This is a genomic window from Variovorax sp. LG9.2 (assembly GCF_035018885.1).
Lineage (GTDB): Bacteria > Pseudomonadota > Gammaproteobacteria > Burkholderiales > Burkholderiaceae_C > Variovorax.
In genome coordinates this window covers 59635-79036 of record NZ_JASJXB010000016.1, presented here as the reverse complement: position 1 = coordinate 79036, position 19402 = coordinate 59635, and the positions used below count along the sequence as shown (strand labels likewise).

Below are 19402 nucleotides of genomic sequence, written 5' to 3'. Positions count from 1 at the left end.
TGAAGTTGTGGCGGATGCACGGCGCTCTCTCCTTGCACCTTCATCGGCGCACTCCGACGTACTCCGCAACACCGATGCCTCCCAAAACCAGTGCTAACGCAACCGCGTGGTACGGTGAAAGCGTCTCGTGCAACACGAGCACGGCGAGCAGCGGCCCGAAGATCGGCACCAGATTGAGGAACACTCCAGCGCGGGCGGCCCCGATGAGCTCTACCGCGCGTATGAAAGTGATCTGCGAAATGAACGAAGGCAGCACCCCGACGAAAATTGCCAGCGCGATGCCTTTGGCCGTCGGCATAAAGAAGTGACCTGTGGCGACTTCAACGGCGAGCAGCGGCAGTGAACTCAGAAAGGCCACCGCGGCCAGTGCCGCAAAGAATACGATGCCTGGAACTGCGGGCCGGCCGCGCAATGCGAGCGCATAAGCGGCGTACATCAGGCAGGCGATGACCATGGCGATATCGCCGCGGTTGAAAGCCAGTTGCGCCAGCGCGGCGAAGTCTCCCTGCGATGCCACCACCGCGATGCCGGCAATCGTCAGCGCGACCCCGAACAGTTGCAGCCCGCGGATGCGCGTTCGAAAAATGAAAAAACTACCGACGAGCACCAACACCGGGATCGTGCCCTGAATGATCGCGATATTGATGGCCGTGGTGTGGTGCGCCGCCGTGTAGAACAGCGCGTTGAAGCCGGTGAACCCGAAGGCGCCCATCAGCAGGATGCGCCGCCATGCCGGCACCAGCACGCGCCAATGTTGCGCGATCTGCCGGTGCGCGGTGAGGCCCAGCGCGATGCAACTTACGATCCAGCGCGAACCGGTCATCATCATTGGAGAAATTTCGCCGACGGCCAGCCGCGCAGCAACCGCGTTGGCCCCCCAGATCAAGGTAGTGAAGACCAGCAACAGGTACGCCTGATGCCCGAACCAGCGAAACAAGCGAAACAACGAAAAAGTGGATGTCGAAGCGTCGGCGTGCATTGCCACAAGGCTACCAGCGGGCTTCAGCTGTTCTGGCACGCTCCATGCGAGACGCCAAGGCATTCCTCCGTGTAGGGGTCGCTCATCGCAGCATCGGGCAAGGATTGGCGTTACCCTACCGCCAGCACACTTAACGAAATCGCCGGAAGACCACCATGAAGCAGATCACCGCTATCGTCAAACCGTTCAAGCTTGAGGATGTGCGCGAGGCACTCGCCGAGGTGGGCGTGACCGGGCTCACCGTCACGGAAGTCAAAGGCTTCGGCCGACAGAAGGGCCATACCGAGTTGTACCGCGGCGCTGAATACGTGGTCGACTTCCTGCCGAAGATGAAAGTCGAGGTCGTGGTGAACACGGCCGACGTCGATCGCTGCGTCGAGGCGATCGTGAACGCCGCCCGCACCGGAAAAATCGGGGACGGCAAGATTTTCGTCACCAGCGTCGAGCGCATCGTCCGCATCCGCACCGGCGAAGAGAACGAAAGCGCTATCTAGTCACCATTTGGCTCGCTAGACATTTTTTGCGAGCAGCCCTGATTGCCCCTGACCACCGCGGTGGTCCAGCAACCAGTTGAGCAGCGCTTCCGGCTCGCTCAGGGTGTGCATCAGATCCATCTGCCACTCACCCATGAAGCCAGCGCGCACGCTGTGTGCCAGGAAGCCTAGAAGTCCGTCGTAGTAGCCCTCGACGTTGAGGATGCCGACAGGCTTGTCGTGGTAGCCCAGTTGGCGCCAGGTCCAGATCTCGAACAGCTCTTCAAAGGTACCGATGCCGCCAGGCAGCGCGACAAACGCATCGGCGCGCTCTCCCATCATGGCCTTGCGCTCATGCATGGTGTCGACGATGTGCAGTTCGTCGCAAAGCGTGTTGGCCAGCTCCCTGTCGACCAGGGCTTTGGGAATGATGCCGATCACCCGGCCCCCCGCCGCCCGCGTGGCCTCGGCCACCGTGCCCATCAGGCCGGTGCGGCCTCCGCCATAGACGAGTTGACCGCCACGCTGGCCGATCCATTGGCCGACCGCAGTTGCAGCTGCCGCAAATTGGGGGTGCTCGCCAGGGCGCGAGCCGCAATACACACATATCGAGAATTCTGGAGTCATCCCCCGATCATGCCAACGCGAAACGGCGGCGGGCCGAACTTTGTCAGCCCACGAAACGTTGCCAGAGCGCGGCCGCCCAGATGCCGCCGCAAATCAGCAAGGAAAGCAGCACTGCCGCACTGCCCATGTCCTTGGCGCGCTTCGACAGATCGTGCCACTCCGGACCAATTCGATCGATGGCAGCCTCAACGGCTGTGTTGAGCAACTCCACGATCATCACCAGCACGACGCTGCACGCAAGCAGCGCTGTTTCGACCCAGCTTCGGCCGAGCCAGAAAGAAGCCGGCAGCAGCACGATGGAAATCAGCGCCTCTTGCCGGAAGGCCGGCTCGCTCCAACCCGCGCGCAGGCCTTGCACGGAAATGAGGGTGGCGTGAAAAACACGCTCCAGGCCCTTGCGGGCTTTTTGCGGATTAACGGCGGGATCGGGGAGGGCACTCATGGTGTGTTTCGTGGCAGCTTAACCGCGGCCGACGCGCAGTCTGCGTACGGCTTGCGTACAGCTTGGATACGGTTTAGCGACGGCTCATGGGCCGCGACGAAATCAGCCGCGTGCCGGCCCAAGCGTCGTGCCAGAACTGGTGCTGCGGTTGAAAACGCGACAAGAGCGCCCAGATCAGCACCCAGCCAGAAATCAGCAGCGCCGATTCGCCTCCGGAGAGCTTGAAAGGTGCAATCGCGGCTAGCGGAGGCAGAAACCAGATCCAGCCCAACAGGTAGCGAATCAACGCGCGACGCTGGGTAACAGGTCGCCCACTGGCGTCGACGATACGGATGCCCCAGGTTTTCATCGCCAGGGTTTGGCCGTGAATCCAGAACCAGACGAAGTACACGCCGAACACGACGAACAGAAAGGCTTGAAGCAAATGACGGCGTTCGTCCATCGCGTCGCGCATTTGGCCCAAGGTGCTGAACAGCCAACCTGCCACGAAGACGACTGCGAACATCAGCATGCCTTCGTACAGCCAGCAGGCCATTCGGCGCCACAGGCCGGGCGCTGTCAAAAGCGCTGCTGCTTCTACGGCGCCGCAGGGCGTTTCGGAAAGACTGGCTTCAGGTTTTGCGGGATCGGACGAACGCATCGACGGCGACATCAGGGTGTCGTCGATGGCTGGGCGGAGGCGCGCTCGATCGGCGCCGCAGGAACGAGTACCTGCGCTTCAGCAGGTATCGGAGCGCCCGACACAGGAGCCGCCAAGAAAGGGGTCGCGGGCAACGAGCGCGATGCGCGAACGGACATTGCTGTCGGCTCGCTGGGCGGTGCCAGCTGAATGCGCGGCAAGCGGTCGCCCACCGGCACCGGCACGGGCGCGAACTTTTGAGCCGACACGGGCTTGGCAGGTATCGCTGCACCGCGAGTTGGCTTGACCGCCGCTTTTTCGGCAAGCTCACGCTTTTGCTCGTCGCTCAGTGCTTGGTAGGCCTCCCACTTCGCTTTGCGCTCGTCCGCCGGAATCTGCTTGACCTCGGCGAAATTCATCCGTGCCTGCACCCGTTGCTGCTGGCTCAACGTGGCCCAACCGGACATGCGGCTGTGCATGACGGTTTGCTCTTCGGGCGTCATCTTCGGGTAGTTACGGGTAATCGCCAGCCACTTACGCTTATGTCCGAGCGACAGCCTGTCCCAGTGCTCGGCCAGAGGTTGCAGCGCCAGTTGCTGTGACAGGTTCAGCTCGCTCCACAGGGGCTTGGTAACCACCGCCGTCTTAGGTGCGATAGCAGCCGCCGAGGCCGGGGCACCTGCTTCGGCCCCCTTGGCGTCGAGCGGCAATTGGGCGTTTGCGCTGGACACTGCACAAATTGCAATTGCGGCCGTGGCCATCCGCAGCAGCGTGCCAGCCCAGGCGACCACCATGCGCCGCGACGGGCGGGTGGCAGGCGCCAAAGCGCAAAAATCGAAACTGAACGCAGAGCGGAGCGGCATTCGACAGGATCAACGGACGGTGGCGTCGTTAGTTTTCAAGAACTGCGCGAAACCAGGGTCGGTGTAGGCAGCAGGCGGCAAATCGCCGGTGAGCAAGGCCGAATCGACTTCGGCAAGGTCGTTGGCTCGGTCGTCGTCCTGCATCACGCTGATCGTGATGAGGCCGGCAGCCAAAGCGATGAGCGGAACCACCGAGCCGATCCGGGTCCACCAACGCCCGCCAAGGCCCAGTGTGGCGGAGCGGCCGTTCGAAACCACCACTGGCGCCGCGTGCAATTGCGGCGCCACTTTGCGCCGACTGACTGCCTGCTGCCGCGCCACACGCAGTCGCTCGCCGATGTCGTGCGGCAACTGCTCGCTGCCCGACGCCAAGCGCGCCGCAACGCGGCGGCCGAACTGGGCTTCTAAAACGTCCGAAGGCGTGGAGAACGATTGGGTCGAGTTGGTCATAGCGAAATTCCCTTGGCCGTCAGCGCTTTGCTCAGGGCGTGGACGGCACGCGAACAATGAGTTTTGACGCTGCCTTCGGAGCAGCCCATTGCTGCAGCCGTTTCAGCAACATCCATTTCTTCCCAGTAACGCATCAGAAAGGCCTCGCGTTGACGCCCGGGCAGCTTGGCGATCTCTTCTTCGATGTCGTGGAACACCTGGGCGCGTCGCGTGGTGTCTTCGGCGCTCTCGGTTTCTCTGGAGTCGGTGGGCGCCACGAAGTTCTCGAGCAGGTCGAATTCTCCATCGTCGTCGGGAGCTTCGAAGTCGCTGAGATTGGAAAAAAGTGCGCGTCGGGTTTTTTGACGGCGGAACCAATCGAGCGTGCAGTTCGACAGAATCCGCTGAAATAGCATCGGAAGCTCGTTCGGCGGCTTGTCCGCGTAGTGCTCCGCCAGCTTCATCATGCTGTCCTGCACGATGTCGAGCGCAGCTTCCTCGTCACGGACGTGATAGATCGAGCGTTTGAAAGCGCGTCGTTCAACACCTTTGAGGAAATCGGAAAGTTCTTTTTCGGTGGCCAAGCGGGGTCCGGCGCGAAGTGCGCCTCGTGGGATGTCTGTATCTGGACGAGTTGTGTTTTTACCGCCGCGGATTATGCATCGCGCGGCCGATGTCATAATCCGTCCTGCAAGTCAAAAGGCAAACGGGTCTTTGTCCGGCGGAGCATCAATCCGCTCATGGCAACCGGCCTCAAGTCCTGGCGCGGCCTCACAAGGGTTGGCAAGGGGCACCCAAGGTTTTTCGTTCCCGAAAAAACTCCAAAGGTTCATCATGGAAATCTCGAAAGCGGAACTCGCTTCCGCAGCAGCCGCATCCTCCGGGATGGGCAATCAATCCCAAGAGCTCATGGGCGCAGAAGTGCTCATCAAGTCGCTGCAAGCCGAAGGTGTCAAGTACATCTGGGGCTACCCCGGCGGTGCGGTGCTGTACATCTACGACGCGCTCTACAAGCAAGACACCATGCAGCACGTGCTCGTGCGCCACGAGCAGGCGGCGGTGCACGCAGCGGATGGCTATGCGCGCGCGACGGGTGAAGTCGGCGTGGCGTTGGTTACTTCGGGCCCGGGGCTGACAAATGCGGTCACGGGCATTGCAACGGCGTACATGGACTCGATCCCGATGGTGATCATCTCGGGTCAGGTGCCGACCGCGGCCATCGGGCTCGACGCATTCCAGGAATGCGACACCGTCGGCATTACGCGGCCCATCGTCAAGCACAACTTTCTCGTCAAGGATCCGAAGGATCTTGCGATGACGATCAAGAAGGCATTCCACATCGCGCGCACCGGCCGGCCCGGGCCGGTGGTGGTCGACGTGCCGAAAGACGTGTCTTTCAAGAAGGTGCCCTACACCGGCCATCCCGACAAGCTCGAGATGCGCTCGTACAACCCTGTCCGCAAAGGCCACGGCGGACAAATCCGCAAGGCGCTACAGCTGCTGCTGACGGCGAAGCGGCCGTATATCTACACCGGCGGCGGCGTACTGTTGAGCAATGCCGCCAACGAACTGCGCACGTTGGTCGACATGCTCGGCTATCCGGTCACCAACACGTTGATGGGCCTGGGCGCCTATCCCGCGAGCGACCCCAAGTTCCTCGGCATGTTGGGCATGCACGGCACCATCGAAGCCAACAACGCGATGCAGAACTGCGACGTGCTGCTCGCAGTCGGCGCGCGCTTCGACGATCGCGTGATCGGCAATCCGAAGCACTTCGCGCAAAACGAACGCAAGATTATTCATATCGACATCGATCCTTCGAGTATCTCGAAACGGGTGAAGGTCGACATTCCGATCGTCGGCGACGTCAAAGACGTGCTGACAGAACTGATCACGATGATCAAGGAGTCATCGACCAAACCGGACGCTGGTGCCCTGTCCGATTGGTGGAAGACCATCGAGACGTGGCGCGCCAAGGACTGCCTGAAGTACGACCGGGGCAACGGCGATGTCATCAAGCCGCAATACGTGGTCGAGACGCTGTGGAATATGACCAAGGATGCGGACTGCTACATCACGTCCGACGTGGGCCAACACCAGATGTGGGCCGCGCAGTACTACCGCTTCGACGAGCCGCGGCGCTGGATCAACTCTGGTGGGCTCGGCACGATGGGCGTCGGGATTCCGTACGCGATGGGCGTCAAGCTCGCCAAGCCCGATGCGGAGGTGTTCACTATCACTGGCGAAGGCTCGGTCCAGATGTGCATCCAGGAGCTCTCTACCTGTTTGCAGTACAACACCCCGATCAAGATCTGTTCGCTGAACAACCGCTACCTTGGCATGGTCCGTCAGTGGCAAGAAATCGAATACTCCGGCCGCTACAGCCACAGCTACATGGACGCGCTGCCCAATTTCGTGAAACTGGCTGAGGCCTATGGGCACGTCGGCATGCTGATCGAGCGGCCCCAAGACGTCGAGCCGGCACTGCGTGAAGCGCGCAAGCTCAAGGACCGCACCGTGTTCATGGATTTCCGTACCGACCCGACCGAAAACGTGTTTCCGATGGTCAAGGCCGGCGCAGGCATCACTGAGATGCTGTTGGGTTCCGAAGATCTCTGATCGTCGGAATGTTCTCTTAACTTTTCTCGAGACGAATCTATCGGCTGCCAAGCCGCGTGGTTACCGCTGCGCGGGGAGGGCACCGAAAAGAGGAGTCTTTCGCTTATGAAACACATCATTGCCGTGCTGCTCGAAAACGAGCCCGGCGCACTCTCTCGGGTGGTCGGGTTGTTCTCCGCCCGCGGCTACAACATCGAATCGCTGACGGTCGCCCCGACCGAAGACGCCAGCCTGTCGCGCATGACCATCGTCACCGCAGGCTCCGACGACGTCATCGAGCAGATTACCAAGCACCTGAACCGGCTCATCGAGGTCGTCAAAGTGGTCGACCTGACCGAAGGCTCGTACACCGAGCGCGAACTCATGATGGTCAAGGTCCGCGCGGTCGGCAAGGAACGCGAAGAGATGATGCGCATGGCCGAGATCTTTCGCGGTCGCATCATCGACGTCACCGACAAGAGCTACACGATCGAACTGACCGGCGACCATTCGAAAAACGACGCGTTTCTCGAAGCGCTGGACCGCAGCGCCATTCTCGAAACCGTGCGAACCGGCGCCAGCGGCATCGGTCGCGGCGAGCGCATCCTGCGCGTCTAAAGCACGCCACCCGTTCATTCCCCATCCCACACTACATTTCAACGAAGGAGCAACGACATGAAGGTTTACTACGACAAAGACGCCGATCTCAGCCTCATCAAGGGCAAGACGGTCGCAATCATTGGCTACGGCTCGCAAGGCCATGCGCATGCGCAAAACTTGAACGACAGCGGCGTCAAAGTCGTCGTCGGCCTGCGAAAGGGCGGCGCCTCGTGGGACAAGGTCGGCAAGGCTGGGCTCAAGGTTGCTGAAGTGGCGGATGCGGTGAAGTCAGCCGACGTCGTCATGATCCTGCTGCCTGATGAGCAGATCGCCAACGTCTACAAGAACGACGTCGCCCCGCACATCAAGGAAGGCGCTTCGCTCGTCTTTGCTCACGGCTTCAACGTGCACTACGGCTTTGTTCAGCCACGCGCCGATCTCGACGTCTGGATGGTCGCCCCGAAGGCGCCGGGCCACACGGTTCGCAGCACCTACACGCAAGGCGGCGGCGTGCCCCACCTTGTGGCCGTGCACCAAGACAAGACCGGCAAGGCGCGTGACCTCGCGTTGAGCTACGCCACGGCCAACGGCGGGGGCAAGGCCGGCATCATCGAAACCAACTTTCGCGAAGAAACCGAAACCGACTTGTTCGGCGAGCAGGCTGTTTTGTGCGGAGGCACGGTCGAACTGATCAAGGCTGGGTTCGAAGTGTTGGTCGAGGCCGGCTACGCGCCGGAAATGGCGTATTTCGAATGCCTGCATGAGCTCAAGCTCATCGTCGATCTGATCTATGAAGGCGGCATCGCCAACATGAACTACTCGATCTCGAACAACGCCGAATACGGCGAGTACGTGACCGGCCCGCGCATCATCAACGACGAGTCGAAGAATGTCATGCGGCAGGTGCTGAAGGACATCCAGACCGGCGAATATGCCAAGAGCTTCGTGCTCGAAGCCGCCGCTGGCCAGCCCACGCTGATCAGCCGCCGCCGTTTGAATGCCGAGCATCAGATCGAAGTCGTCGGCGAGAAGCTGCGTGCGATGATGCCGTGGATCAAAAAGAACAAGCTCGTGGACCAAACGCGCAACTGATCGCTGTCCCTCGCACTGTAAGGGCCACCGTGCGCGGTGGCCCTTTTTCATTGACTACACTGCGCTCCTCCAAAGGCCCACTCCATGCATGACGACACGCTCCCTGACGAGGTGCAGCCGCGCAAGCGGCGTAAGGGCATCTACATCCTGCCCAACCTGTTCACGTTGGCAGCGCTGTTCGGCGGCTTCTATTCGATCGTGATGGCCATGAACGGCCGCTTCGACCTGGCCGCGCTCGGCGTTTTTGCCGCGATGATCCTCGACAGCCTCGACGGTCGCGTCGCGCGCATGACCAACACGCAAAGCGCGTTCGGCGAGCAGATGGATTCGCTGTCCGACATGGTGTCTTTCGGCGCTGCGCCTGCGTTGATCGCATATGAGTGGTCGCTGAAAGGTCTGGGTCGTTGGGGCTGGATCGCAGCCTTTGTATATTGCGCTTGCGCTGCGTTGCGACTGGCTCGCTTCAACGTCAACACGGGCGTGGTCGACAAGCGCTGGTTTCAGGGCTTGCCTTCACCCGCGGCCGCGGCACTGGTAATGGGCTTCATCTGGCTCATGACCGAGTCGGGCAAACGCGGTGGCGAGGTGTTGTATCTGTCCTGGGCACAGATCACCTGGATCACGTTCGGTTTCACGCTCTACTCGGGACTCACGATGGTGACCAACGCACCGTTCTATAGTTTCAAGGACTTCAGAAAGGCCCGCAGCGTTCCGTTCGCAGCGATTGTTCTGATCGCGCTGGGCATCGCGGTCATCAATATTGATCCGCCGACGGTCCTGTTCAGCCTTTTCGTTATTTACGGACTCAGCGGCTACGTGGTCTATGCCTGGCGCAAGGCCAAAGGGCAGCCAGTAAGCGTCATCAGCATGTCCACGGACGAACCCGACGAAGTCGGGCTCCACAAGTAAAACGGCCTGTGCTACATTCGCAGCCTTCATGAACAAGATTTCGCTGGCCCTACTACTGATCCCCTTCGGGCGGAGACGGTAGCGCACGCGCTAGTCCCTCACCACGGCCCGTTCGCACCAGCAACGGGCCGTTTTGCTTTTGGGGTTGCTGGTGACACCCCAACCATCACAGAGAAATCGATATGTTGAAGCAACCTCAAGCCAAGTACCGCGCTTTTGCACCGATCGGCCTCAAGGACCGCACCTGGCCCGACGCCGTGCTGAACAAAGCGCCGATCTGGCTGTCGACCGATCTGCGTGACGGCAACCAGGCGTTGGTCGAGCCAATGGATATTGCGCGCAAGACGCGGATGTTCGAGACGCTCGTGGCCATCGGTTTCAAGGAAATCGAAGTCGGATTTCCTTCGGCGTCACAAGTCGAGTTCGACTTCGTGCGCAAACTGATCGATGAAGATCGCATTCCCGATGACGTGACGATCCAGGTGCTTACGCAAGCGCGTGACCACCTCATCACCCGCACCTTCGAAGCGCTGCATGGAGCGCCGCGGGCCATCGTGCACCTGTACAACGCGGTGGCGCCGATCATGCGGCGCGTTGTGCTCGGCATGGACGAGGACCAGATCGTCGAACTCGCAACGACGCACGCGCGCATGTTCAACGATTGCGCTGCCAAGCAGCCGGAAACGCAGTGGACCTTTCAGTACTCGCCAGAGATGTTCTCGGGAACCGATCTCGCTTTCTCGAAGCGTGTGGTCGATGCGGTGACCGAAGTTTGGCAGCCGACGACCGAGCACAAGTGCATCGTCAATTTGCCTTCGACGGTCGAGCATTCGACGCCCAACATCTTCGCCGACATGATCGAGTGGATGCACCGCAACCTCGAGCGACGCGAAGCGATCGTGCTGTCGGTGCACCCGCACAACGACCGCGGCACCGGCACGGCTGCTGGCGAGTTCGCGTTGATGGCGGGTGCCGATCGCCTCGAAGGATGCCTCTTCGGCAATGGTGAGCGAACCGGCAACCTCGACTTGGTCAACGTCGCGCTCAACCTCTACACGCAGGGCGTGTCTCCCGGACTCGATTTCTCGAATATCGACGAGATCCGTGCGACCGTGGAGCAGTGCAATCAGTTGCCGGTGCACCCGCGCCATCCGTATGTCGGCGACCTGGTCTACACGTCGTTTTCCGGCTCGCATCAGGATGCGATCAAGAAAGCCTTTTCGGCACGCAAGGAAGGTGACATTTGGGATATGCCCTATCTGCCGATCGATCCCAAAGATGTGGGACGCAGCTACGAAGCCGTCATTCGCGTTAACAGCCAGTCCGGCAAGGGCGGCATGGCGTACCTGCTCGAAAGCGAATACGGCCTCGAAATGCCGCGTCGCCTTCAGATGGAATTCATGCAGACGGTGCAAAAGGAGATGGACATCGCCGGCAAGGAACTCTCCGCCGCCGATCTCTACGCCATGTTCGAGCGCGAGTACGGATTGAAGGCGGCGCACGCGTTGCAGCACCGGGTGCTCGAGGAGCAGGGCGAGGGCGCCAATGCTCTGGTGGTGTTGCGCGGTGACCTGCCGTGGCAAGGCGAAAGTCGACCCGTCGAAGGACGCGGCAACGGTCCGATCGATGCCTTCATCCATGCGCTGACCGATGCCACCGGGCACACAGTGCGCGTCCTCGACTACCACCAGCACGCCATAGGCGCTGGTGCGGATGCGCAGGCCGTCGCTTACCTCGAACTCCGTGTCGACGAATCTCAGACCCTGTTCGGCGTGGGCATTGATGCCGACATCATTTCGGCGTCGCTCAAGGCTATCGTTTCGGGGCTGGAGCGCGCCAGGGCGCAAGGCGCCCGCAGCGCACAATCGCTCGCCGAACCCGCCTGAGGAGACACACGATGACCGACCAGCTGATCATTTTCGACACCACATTGCGCGATGGCGAACAGTCGCCGGGAGCGTCGATGACACGCGACGAGAAGCTGCGCATCGCCAAGCAACTGGAGCGCTTGAAGGTCGATGTGATCGAGGCCGGTTTTCCTGCCAGCTCCAATGGCGACTTCGAGGCCGTGAAGGCGATCGCCAATGCGATCAAGGACTCGACCATCTGTGGCCTGTCGCGCGCCAATGACCGTGACATCTCACGCGCGGCCGAGGCACTGAAGGGCGCGGCCAACGGGCGCATCCACACTTTCATTGCCACGTCGCCGCTGCATATGGAGAAGAAGCTGCGCATGTCGGCGGACGAGGTGTTCGAGCAGGCCAAACTAGCGGTGCGCTTCGCCCGCAATCTTGTCGCTGACGTCGAGTTCAGCCCGGAAGACGGCTATCGCAGCGACATGGACTTTTTGTGCCGAGTGATCGAGGCAGTGATCAACGAAGGCGCCACCACCATCAACGTGCCCGACACCGTGGGCTATGCGATCCCCGAGCTGTACGGCACCTTCATCAAGACACTGCGCGAGCGCGTGCCGAACAGCGACAAGGCCGTGTGGTCGGTACATTGCCACAACGACCTCGGCATGGCGGTCGCGAACTCGCTGGCCGGCGTGAAGATCGGCGGCGCGCGACAGGTCGAATGCACGATCAACGGCCTGGGCGAGCGTGCGGGCAACTGCTCGCTCGAAGAGATCGTCATGGCAGTGAAGACGCGCCGCGACTACTTCGGGCTCGATATGAACATCGATGCAAAACACATCCTGGCAGCGAGTCGCATGGTCAGCCAGACCACCGGATTCGTGGTGCAGCCCAACAAGGCGGTCGTTGGTGCCAATGCCTTTGCGCATGCCTCTGGCATTCATCAGGACGGCGTGCTGAAGGCGCGTGACACCTATGAAATCATGAGGGCCGAAGATGTGGGCTGGGCCGCCAACAAGATCGTGCTGGGCAAACTGAGCGGCCGCAACGCGTTCAAGCAGCGGTTGATCGAACTTGGCGTCACGATGGAGAGCGAGGCCGAGATCAACGCCGCGTTCTCGCGCTTCAAAGAGCTGGCAGACCGAAAAAGCGAAATATTTGATGAAGACATCCTCGCGCTCGTCAGCGCGGAGGAAGTGTCAAACGTTGGTGACAAGTTTGCATTTGTATCGTTGGTGCAGCACAGCGAGACAGGCGAGCGGCCCCATGCCCGAATCGTGTTCACGGTGCAAGGCAAGGAAGTTGTCGGTGTTTCCGAGGGAAATGGCCCGGTCGATGCTTCATTGAAGGCGATCGAAGAACATGTGAAAAGCGGGGCCGAAATGGTCCTTTATTCGGTGAACGCCATCAGTGGTTCCACCGAAAGTCAGGGTGAAGTGACAGTTCGGCTTCAAAATGCCGGCCGGGTCGTCAACGGTGTGGGGGCAGACCCCGACATCGTGGTGGCGTCGGCCAAGGCTTATTTGAGTGCCCTCAATAAGTTACAGAGCCAAGCTGAGAGAGTAGCGGCGCAAGGTTGAGTTTTCGGGCGATCCTTTATTTCGATTCAAGAAGGGGACGCAAGTAACTGATATTGCGTGTCTTTTTTGATTTCGATACACTGTGGTCACATTTGCAACCGCTGGAGAGTTTTTTAATGCCCGAAGCCCGTCGTCATCGAGTTTCCAGCCAGCGGTTTCTGCCCGCGTTCCGACTTGTCGCCGTTGCCCTCATCGCCGTGTACAGCACGGCGTTTTTGTTGCCTGAAGCGCAAGCCGCCAGGAAGCACGAGGCACCGGTTGCCAAGAAGAGCCAGGCTGCTAGCGACAGCCGTGCCAAGGGTGCGAAGAGCGTTGCGCAGGCGCCCCATGCTGCAACCGCTAAACGCGGTGCCAAGACCGAGAAGGTGGTTCGCGCCGACAACGCAGACCGTGTGGTCCGCGGCGGCCGCAACGTGGTGGCAACCATTCGGCAACGCGGTGGCAAGACCGTCGTCGCCGTGCAGCGCCGTTCCATCGTTCGCGTCGCAGAGGCGCCGCCCCGCTTGTCCTTCGGTCAGATGGCCGGCCTCAACCACACCGAAGACGCGCTTGACTTGAAGTCGAACGCCGCGCTGGTGATCGATCAAGACACGCGCGAAGTGCTGTTCAGCAAGAACGACCACGCCATCCTGCCGATCGCTTCACTCACCAAGCTCATGACCGGTCTGGTCATGAGTGAAGCCCGCCTTCCGAACGAAGAACTGATCACCATCGTCCAGGACGATGTCGACACTGAAAAGCACAGCAGCTCGCGATTGATGGTCGGCACCACGCTGTCGCGCGGCGAACTGTTGCACCTCGCACTTATGTCGAGCGAGAACCGCGCGGCACATGCGTTGGCCCGCACCTACCCTGGAGGCACCGCCACCTTTGTCAGCGTGATGAACGCCAAGGCGCGCCTGCTGGGCATGAAGGACACGCGTTACGTCGAGCCGACCGGTCTGTCGTTCAACAACCAGTCCAGCGCGCAAGATCTGGCCCTGCTGGTCAATGCGGCTTCTGCCGATGCCACGGTGCGTCAACTCTCTACTTCGCCTAACTACCAGGTCGAGGTAGGCAACCGCCTGCTACAGTTCAACACGACCAACCGTCTGGTGAAGAATCCTGACTGGGACATCGGTGTGCAAAAGACCGGTTTCATCAACGAAGCGGGTCAATGCCTGGTGATGCAGACCAAAATCGCCGGTCGTAAGCTCATCATGGTGTTCCTGGATTCGGCCGGCAAACTGAGCCGCATTGGCGATGCCGAGCGTGTGCGCCGCTGGGTCGAAGCAACACATTTGATGTCGCCGGCAGCGCGTCAGAGCGTTGCTACGGCTGACATCGCAGGCTGACTCGATCTCGCTCTGCGCCCTCAATCGGCGCGCTGCTCAGGTGCCGATATGGCGCCGATGTGGCGCGACGGCGCTGTCAGTGACCCTTCAAGCGGTCGTGACAGCGCCGTTTTCGTTGTAGCCCAACGCACCCGAGATTTCGTTGGCCGTGGCTTGCAGCTTCGGCAGCCATCCGTCGTCGAGCCGGTCGGCCGGTGCCGAGATCGACAAGCCAGCGATCAATTTGCCCTGGTCGTCGTAAATGCCAGCCGCCATGCAGCGCACGCCCAGTTCGAGCTCTTCGTTGTCCCGGGCAATGCCGTATTGCCGCGCTTTAGAGAGCTCGCGCTCTAGCGCCGGCAACTGCGTGATGCTGTTGCGTGTGTGGCCTGCAAGACCGGTGCGCGTAGCGTAGCTGCGGACCCGCTGCGGATCGTCGACCGCCAGAAACAGCTTGCCGGTCGATGTGAGGTGCAGCGGTGCACGGCCGCCGATGGCACGCACGACCTGCATGCCGGAGCGCTCGCTGTAGGCGCGTTCGATGTAGACGATTTCGTCCCCTTGGCGCATGCTGAGATTGACAGGTTGCTGTGTGAGCTTGTGCAGTTCGCGCATCGGCGTCAGCGCGGCGTCGCGCACGTTGAGGCGACCTTTGACGAGGTTGCCCAGTTCGAGCAGCCGCATCCCCAGCCGGTAGCTGCCGGCTTCCGGCCGGTCGACGAAACGACCCACTGCCAGGTCGTTCAGGATGCGGTGGGTGGTCGAGGGGTGCAGGCCGGTCTTTTCGCTGATTTCCTTCAGCGACATCGCGTCCTCGCGGGACGCCAGAACGTCGATCAGCGAAAACATGCGCTCGATGACCTGGACGACAGGTGTGGCGGGACCGTCGGAGGGGGGTTTTCTCATGGCAGCAATCCGTGTTGACGGACATCCATTTTACTTTGTGAAATCGCCGCCCGGCTGCCAACGACCTTCAATCAGCACTTCATGTGGCGCATAGCGCGCTTTGTAGTTCATTTTGGCGCTGCCCTCGATCCAATAGCCAAGGTACACGTGCGACAGCCCCAACCGCTTCGCCTGCTCGATCTGCCAGAGCACGCCGTAGTTGCCATAGGCTGCACCAGCGTCGGGTTCGTAGAAGGTGTAGACGGCAGAGATGCCATCGTTCAGCACGTCGAGGATCGACACCATCTTGAGCGCACCGGCACTGCCGTCGGCCAGCGTCTCCCGAAATTCGACGAGACGCGAATTCACGCGGCTTTGCAGCAGGAACTGCGTGTACTGGTCGATGCTGTCGTGGTCCATGCCGCCGCCGGAATGGCGACCGGTTTGATAACGCAGATAGAGTTGGTAATGCTCTGGCACGAAACACAGCTTGAGCACGCGCGCTTGCAGATTTTCGTGCTTCGCGCGAGCACGGCGTTGGCTGCGGCTCGGCTGAAACTCGTTGACCTGAACACGCAGCGGAATGCAGGCGCTGCAGCCGTCGCAGTAGGGCCGATAAGTGAACATGCCGCTGCGCCGGAAGCCGGTCAACACCAGCTCGGAGTAGGTGTCGTTGTGGATCAAATGACTCGGAGTAGCAACTTGCGAACGCGCTTGACGGTCCGGCAAATAGCTGCACGGATAGGGCGCAGTCGCATAGAACTGCAGCGTGTGGAGCGGTAGGTCCTTGAGATGCGTCACGTCGTCGAAAAATGTCGCGCTGAGAGGATTTCATTCCAGTATACGGGCTCAAAATTCCACTGTGGCGCGCTTTGTCGATGGGCCTGAACGGCGTTTGCTACGTGCGACACGAAGCTGGCACGCGGCATCTCGCGCGCGCCCAAGCTGGTCAGATGCGCCGTGTTCTGCTGGCAGTCGATCATGGCAATACCGTGACGACGGCACAGGCACACGAGCGCCGACAGCGCAATCTTCGACGCATCGGGCTGCCGCATGAACATCGACTCGCCGAACACCGCGCCGCCGATCGCCACGCAATACAAACCTCCGGCCAGCTCACCGTCGATCCACGTCTCGACGCTGTGCGCAAAACCCGCGCGATGCAAAGCGACATATGCATCGACCATTTCCGGAACGATCCAGGTGCCCGACTGTCCGGCACGCGGCGCCTTTGAGCACGCGGTGATCACGGCCTCGAAGTTCCGGTCGACGCGAATCTCGCAGCGTGCCGTCGCCGCGAATTGCGCCAGTGTTTTGCGCAACGACCGATGCAGTTTGAAGCGCGCCACTTCCAGCACCATGCGCGGATCCGGGCTCCACCACAAGATTGGCTGACCCTCGCTGAACCACGGGAAGATGCAGTGGCTGTAAGCCTGCAACAGCGACGGCACATCGAGTGCGCCGCCGGCGGCCAGCAGCCCGGGCACCGGGTCGGCCTCACCCCAAGCCGACGCCGGGTCGGGCAGCGGGTCGCCGGGTTCGAGCCATGGAACTTGCATGGCCCCAGGTATACACGGCTTCGCGATGTCCCTGCATACCCCGGCATTACATACCGTCAGCCTCGATTCGCCGAAGCTTCTATAGTGCGCAGGCGCGCGCGCTTAGCGCCCCGGTCAGCCCCCACACGACGAAATAAATCCCGCGAGGACTCATCTTGAATACTGAAGTTACTTCCGCCGCCTCCAGCCTATCCGCTCCGTCGGGTCCGCTTCGTTTCGGCAGTGGCCAGGCCGTACGCCGCCTCGAAGACGAAAGCCTGCTTGCAGGCACCGGCCGCTACACCGACGACGTTACGTTGCCCGGACAGGGCTACCTCGTGTTCTTGCGGTCACCGTATCCGCACGCGCTCATCAAGTCTGTCGACACCGCTGCAGCGAGCGCCATGCCGGGCGTGTTGCGCGTGATAACCGGCGCTGAAATGGCCGAAGCCGGCGTCAAGCCGATGGCTGGCGTGGCCGGTTTCAAGCGCGGCGACGGCAGCGATTGCGTATCGCCGCCACGCTACGCGCTGGCACACGAGCGCGCGCGCTTCGTCGGCGAGCCCGTGGTGGCGGTCGTCGCCGACAGCGTGCAGCAAGCTCGCGATGCAGCCGAAGCCGTGATGGTCGACTACGAAGACCTGCCGATGGTCGTCGACGTGCAAAGCGCAACAGCAGAAGGCGCGCCGCTGCTTGACGATGCCGCTACCGGCAACATCTCGGCCGAGATGCGGCACGGCAGCGCAGAAGCGACGGTGGCAGCTTTCGCCAAGGCGAGCCATGTGGTTACGCTGGACATCGCCAACCAGCGTGTCGTGGCGCTGACCATCGAGCCGCGCTCGGTGCTTGCCGACTTCGATACCGCTACAGACCGCACGACCATCCGCATGAGTACGCAGATGCCGTCAGGCGTGCGCGATACGGTGTGTGCATGCCTCGGACTCGCCAAAGAAAAAGTCCGCGTCGTGGTCGGCGATGTAGGCGGCGGATTCGGCATGAAGACCAGCGCGTACCCCGAAGACGTGGTCGTGGCCTACGCCTCGCGCGCAGTCAAACGCCCAGTGAAATGGGTGAGCGAACGCAGCGAGGAATTTCTCTCGTCCGCACATGGCCGGGACATCGAAACGCAAGCCGAACTCGCACTCGCAGCCGACGGCAAAATCCTCGGCCTACGCATCAAGACGCTGGCCAACGTCGGCGCTTATGCCACCGGCACTGGCGTCGCCATCCAGTTGCTGATCGGCCCTTGGGTGCAGACCAGCGTGTACGACATCCAGACCATCGACTTCCACTTCAAGGCGGTGCTTACCAACACCGCGCCGACTGGTGCCTACCGTGGCGCTGGCCGGCCCGAGGCGATCTTCACGATCGAGCGTCTGATGGACGAAGCCGCGCGCCAGACCGGTATCGACCGCGTTGCGCTTCGCCGTCGCAATTTCATCCATCCCGATCAGATGCCGTACAAGAATCCGATGGGGCAGACCTACGACACGGGGCAGTTCGAATCGGTGATGAACCAGGGCTTGGCACTGGCCGATTGGGACGGCTTCGAAGCCCGTGCTGCAGCCTCGGCGAAGGAAGGCAAGCAACGCGGCCTCGGCATCGCGACCTTTCTGGAATGGACCGGTGGCAACGTTTTCGAAGAGCGCGTGACGGTTTCGGTGCACGCAGACGGCGTCATCGAAGTGTTCTCCGCCGTCAATGCGATGGGGCAGGGCATCGCAACTTCTCTGGCGCAGTTGGCAGTCGACGCTTTCGGCGTGCCGATCGAGAAAGTGCGCATCGTGCTGGGCGACACCGATCGCGGCGATGGTTTTGGCAGCGCCGGCTCACGTTCGCTCTTTACCGGCGGCTCGGCTGTACGCGTCGGCGCCGAACGCACCATCGACAAGGCCCGTGATCTGGCTGCGAAAGAGTTCGAGGCCGCTTCCGCTGACGTGACTTACGCCAACGGCGTGTTCACCGTCGCTGGCACCGACCTCAAGCTCGACCTGTTCGCGCTGGCCGGCAAGCAACCCGAGCGCGAAATCTTCGTCGATTCGACCAGCGCCGTCGCTGGCCCGACATGGCCCAACGGCTGCCATATCTGCGAGATCGAGATCGATCCGCCGACCGGCGATGTCACCGTGGTCGCCTACAGCTCGGTCAACGATGTCGGCCGTGTCATCAACCCGATGATCGTGCGCGGCCAGCTCGATGGTGGCGCGGTGCAGGGCATAGGCCAGGCGCTTTACGAACAGGTGGTGTACGACCGAGAAACCGGGCAGCCGGTGACCGGCAGCCTGATGGACTATGTGGCACCGCGGGCCGATGTCATCGAGTCGATGTTCAAGATGGAAATGGATGAGTCGACGCCCTGCAAGAACAACCCGCTGGGGGTGAAGGGTGTGGGCGAGCTCGGCACCATTGGCGCGACGCCGGCAGTGGTCAATGCGGTGGCAGATGCGTTCGCGCGCAACGGGCTGGGCTCGAAGACGGCGCACCTGCAGATGCCGCTAAGTCCCTCGCGGGTGTGGCACGCGATGCAAGAAACCTCTACCGTCTGAAGGCTACGGCGCGGCCTTCCTCGGCCGCATCATCGGCTACGGTAATTGCGCTG

The 19402-nt window shown here is 61.4% G+C and carries 19 protein-coding genes; 9 read left to right on the top strand and 10 right to left on the bottom strand.

The window, feature by feature from the left end; translation table 11 throughout:
- Positions 1-40 precede the first annotated feature (40 nt).
- Positions 41-979, bottom strand: coding sequence for a DMT family transporter (locus QN413_RS17030; RefSeq protein ID WP_323497790.1), 939 nt, complete (start codon positions 977-979; stop codon positions 41-43).
- Positions 980-1134: 155 nt separating this feature from the next.
- Here QN413_RS17030 and QN413_RS17025 point away from each other — a divergent pair, with 155 nt between their 5' ends.
- Positions 1135-1473 (top strand): P-II family nitrogen regulator, encoded by a 339-nt coding sequence (locus tag QN413_RS17025; protein ID WP_187051708.1) that lies wholly within the window; start codon positions 1135-1137, stop codon positions 1471-1473.
- 15 nt (positions 1474-1488) lie between these two features.
- Here the strand turns inward: QN413_RS17025 and QN413_RS17020 are convergent, their stop codons facing one another.
- The 6 genes from QN413_RS17020 to QN413_RS16995 form a co-directional block, all read right to left on the bottom strand.
- Positions 1489-2079, bottom strand: coding sequence for a TIGR00730 family Rossman fold protein (locus QN413_RS17020; RefSeq protein WP_323497760.1), 591 nt, complete (start codon positions 2077-2079; stop codon positions 1489-1491).
- Positions 2080-2122: 43 nt separating this feature from the next.
- A complete protein-coding gene (locus QN413_RS17015) occupies positions 2123-2521 on the bottom strand; it encodes a diacylglycerol kinase (protein WP_323497759.1) in 399 nt (132 codons plus the stop codon).
- A 73-nt stretch (positions 2522-2594) separates the two neighbouring features.
- The gene (locus tag QN413_RS17010) at positions 2595-3173 is read right to left on the bottom strand and encodes an RDD family protein (protein WP_409053189.1); all 579 of its coding nucleotides are present in this window, start codon (positions 3171-3173) and stop codon (positions 2595-2597) included.
- Positions 3173-4003 carry a DUF3106 domain-containing protein gene (locus QN413_RS17005; RefSeq protein WP_323497757.1) on the bottom strand — a complete coding sequence of 277 codons (831 nt, stop codon included), beginning with the start codon at positions 4001-4003 and terminating at the stop codon, positions 3173-3175. The genes QN413_RS17010 and QN413_RS17005 overlap by 1 nt, the downstream gene beginning before the upstream one ends.
- A 9-nt stretch (positions 4004-4012) precedes the next feature.
- Positions 4013-4453, bottom strand: a complete 441-nt coding sequence (locus QN413_RS17000) for a DUF3619 family protein (RefSeq protein WP_323497756.1) — start codon at positions 4451-4453, stop codon at positions 4013-4015.
- Complete coding sequence (locus tag QN413_RS16995; protein ID WP_323497755.1) at positions 4450-5016, bottom strand: RNA polymerase sigma factor; 567 nt, start codon at positions 5014-5016, stop codon at positions 4450-4452. Before QN413_RS16995 ends, QN413_RS17000 begins: the two co-directional genes overlap by 4 nt.
- Before the next feature lie 250 nt (positions 5017-5266).
- On the opposite strand from QN413_RS16995, the gene QN413_RS16990 reads away from it, so the two are divergent.
- From QN413_RS16990 to QN413_RS16960, 7 genes are all read left to right on the top strand, one after another.
- Positions 5267-7051, top strand: coding sequence for an acetolactate synthase 3 catalytic subunit (locus tag QN413_RS16990; protein ID WP_323497754.1), 1785 nt, complete (start codon positions 5267-5269; stop codon positions 7049-7051).
- 105 nt (positions 7052-7156) lie between these two features.
- Complete coding sequence (gene ilvN / locus QN413_RS16985; protein ID WP_187051715.1) at positions 7157-7648, top strand: acetolactate synthase small subunit; 492 nt, start codon at positions 7157-7159, stop codon at positions 7646-7648.
- 57 nt (positions 7649-7705) lie between these two features.
- Positions 7706-8722, top strand: a complete 1017-nt coding sequence (ilvC, locus tag QN413_RS16980; protein ID WP_187051716.1) for a ketol-acid reductoisomerase — start codon at positions 7706-7708, stop codon at positions 8720-8722.
- 84 nt (positions 8723-8806) lie between these two features.
- Entirely contained in the window at positions 8807-9631 is an 825-nt protein-coding gene (gene pssA / locus QN413_RS16975) for a CDP-diacylglycerol--serine O-phosphatidyltransferase (protein ID WP_187051717.1), read from the top strand.
- A 182-nt stretch (positions 9632-9813) separates the two neighbouring features.
- Positions 9814-11517 (top strand): 2-isopropylmalate synthase, encoded by a 1704-nt coding sequence (gene leuA, locus QN413_RS16970; RefSeq protein WP_323497753.1) that lies wholly within the window; start codon positions 9814-9816, stop codon positions 11515-11517.
- 11 nt (positions 11518-11528) lie between these two features.
- Positions 11529-13067 carry a 2-isopropylmalate synthase gene (locus QN413_RS16965; RefSeq protein WP_323497752.1) on the top strand — a complete coding sequence of 513 codons (1539 nt, stop codon included), beginning with the start codon at positions 11529-11531 and terminating at the stop codon, positions 13065-13067.
- Between the two features lie 116 nt (positions 13068-13183).
- The gene (locus QN413_RS16960) at positions 13184-14401 is read left to right on the top strand and encodes a serine hydrolase (protein WP_323497751.1); all 1218 of its coding nucleotides are present in this window, start codon (positions 13184-13186) and stop codon (positions 14399-14401) included.
- Between the two features lie 87 nt (positions 14402-14488).
- Here the strand turns inward: QN413_RS16960 and QN413_RS16955 are convergent, their stop codons facing one another.
- The 3 genes from QN413_RS16955 to aat are packed head-to-tail and all read right to left on the bottom strand — an operon-like array spanning position 14489 to position 16824.
- Positions 14489-15286: an IclR family transcriptional regulator gene (locus QN413_RS16955; protein ID WP_187051721.1), complete on the bottom strand. Its 798-nt coding sequence runs from the start codon at positions 15284-15286 to the stop codon at positions 14489-14491.
- Between the two features lie 30 nt (positions 15287-15316).
- Positions 15317-16066: an arginyltransferase gene (locus tag QN413_RS16950; RefSeq protein WP_323497750.1), complete on the bottom strand. Its 750-nt coding sequence runs from the start codon at positions 16064-16066 to the stop codon at positions 15317-15319.
- A complete protein-coding gene (gene aat, locus QN413_RS16945; RefSeq protein ID WP_323497749.1) occupies positions 16063-16824 on the bottom strand; it encodes a leucyl/phenylalanyl-tRNA--protein transferase in 762 nt (253 codons plus the stop codon). Before aat ends, QN413_RS16950 begins: the two co-directional genes overlap by 4 nt.
- Positions 16825-16979: 155 nt before the next feature.
- On the opposite strand from aat, the gene QN413_RS16940 reads away from it, so the two are divergent.
- Positions 16980-19349 (top strand): xanthine dehydrogenase family protein molybdopterin-binding subunit, encoded by a 2370-nt coding sequence (locus tag QN413_RS16940; RefSeq protein ID WP_323497748.1) that lies wholly within the window; start codon positions 16980-16982, stop codon positions 19347-19349.
- Positions 19350-19402: the final 53 nt, after the last annotated feature.

Excerpts from the sequence above, each read along its gene's own strand:
- QN413_RS17015 (WP_323497759.1), bottom strand. The coding sequence starts at position 2,521 with ATGAGTGCCCTCCCCGATCCCGCCGTTAATCCGCAAAAAGCCCGCAAG.
- aat (WP_323497749.1), bottom strand. The coding sequence starts at position 16,824 with ATGCAAGTTCCATGGCTCGAACCCGGCGACCCGCTGCCCGACCCGGCG.
- QN413_RS16965 (WP_323497752.1), top strand. The coding sequence starts at position 11,529 with ATGACCGACCAGCTGATCATTTTCGACACCACATTGCGCGATGGCGAA.
- QN413_RS17005 (WP_323497757.1), bottom strand. The coding sequence starts at position 4,003 with ATGCCGCTCCGCTCTGCGTTCAGTTTCGATTTTTGCGCTTTGGCGCCT.
- QN413_RS17000 (WP_323497756.1), bottom strand. The coding sequence starts at position 4,453 with ATGACCAACTCGACCCAATCGTTCTCCACGCCTTCGGACGTTTTAGAA.
- QN413_RS16960 (WP_323497751.1), top strand. The coding sequence starts at position 13,184 with ATGCCCGAAGCCCGTCGTCATCGAGTTTCCAGCCAGCGGTTTCTGCCC.
- pssA (WP_187051717.1), top strand. The coding sequence starts at position 8,807 with ATGCATGACGACACGCTCCCTGACGAGGTGCAGCCGCGCAAGCGGCGT.
- QN413_RS17030 (WP_323497790.1), bottom strand. The coding sequence starts at position 979 with ATGCACGCCGACGCTTCGACATCCACTTTTTCGTTGTTTCGCTTGTTT.
- QN413_RS17020 (WP_323497760.1), bottom strand. The coding sequence starts at position 2,079 with ATGACTCCAGAATTCTCGATATGTGTGTATTGCGGCTCGCGCCCTGGC.
- leuA (WP_323497753.1), top strand. The coding sequence starts at position 9,814 with ATGTTGAAGCAACCTCAAGCCAAGTACCGCGCTTTTGCACCGATCGGC.
- QN413_RS16990 (WP_323497754.1), top strand. The coding sequence starts at position 5,267 with ATGGAAATCTCGAAAGCGGAACTCGCTTCCGCAGCAGCCGCATCCTCC.
- QN413_RS16955 (WP_187051721.1), bottom strand. The coding sequence starts at position 15,286 with ATGAGAAAACCCCCCTCCGACGGTCCCGCCACACCTGTCGTCCAGGTC.
- QN413_RS17010 (WP_409053189.1), bottom strand. The coding sequence starts at position 3,173 with ATGTCGCCGTCGATGCGTTCGTCCGATCCCGCAAAACCTGAAGCCAGT.
- ilvC (WP_187051716.1), top strand. The coding sequence starts at position 7,706 with ATGAAGGTTTACTACGACAAAGACGCCGATCTCAGCCTCATCAAGGGC.
- ilvN (WP_187051715.1), top strand. The coding sequence starts at position 7,157 with ATGAAACACATCATTGCCGTGCTGCTCGAAAACGAGCCCGGCGCACTC.
- QN413_RS17025 (WP_187051708.1), top strand. The coding sequence starts at position 1,135 with ATGAAGCAGATCACCGCTATCGTCAAACCGTTCAAGCTTGAGGATGTG.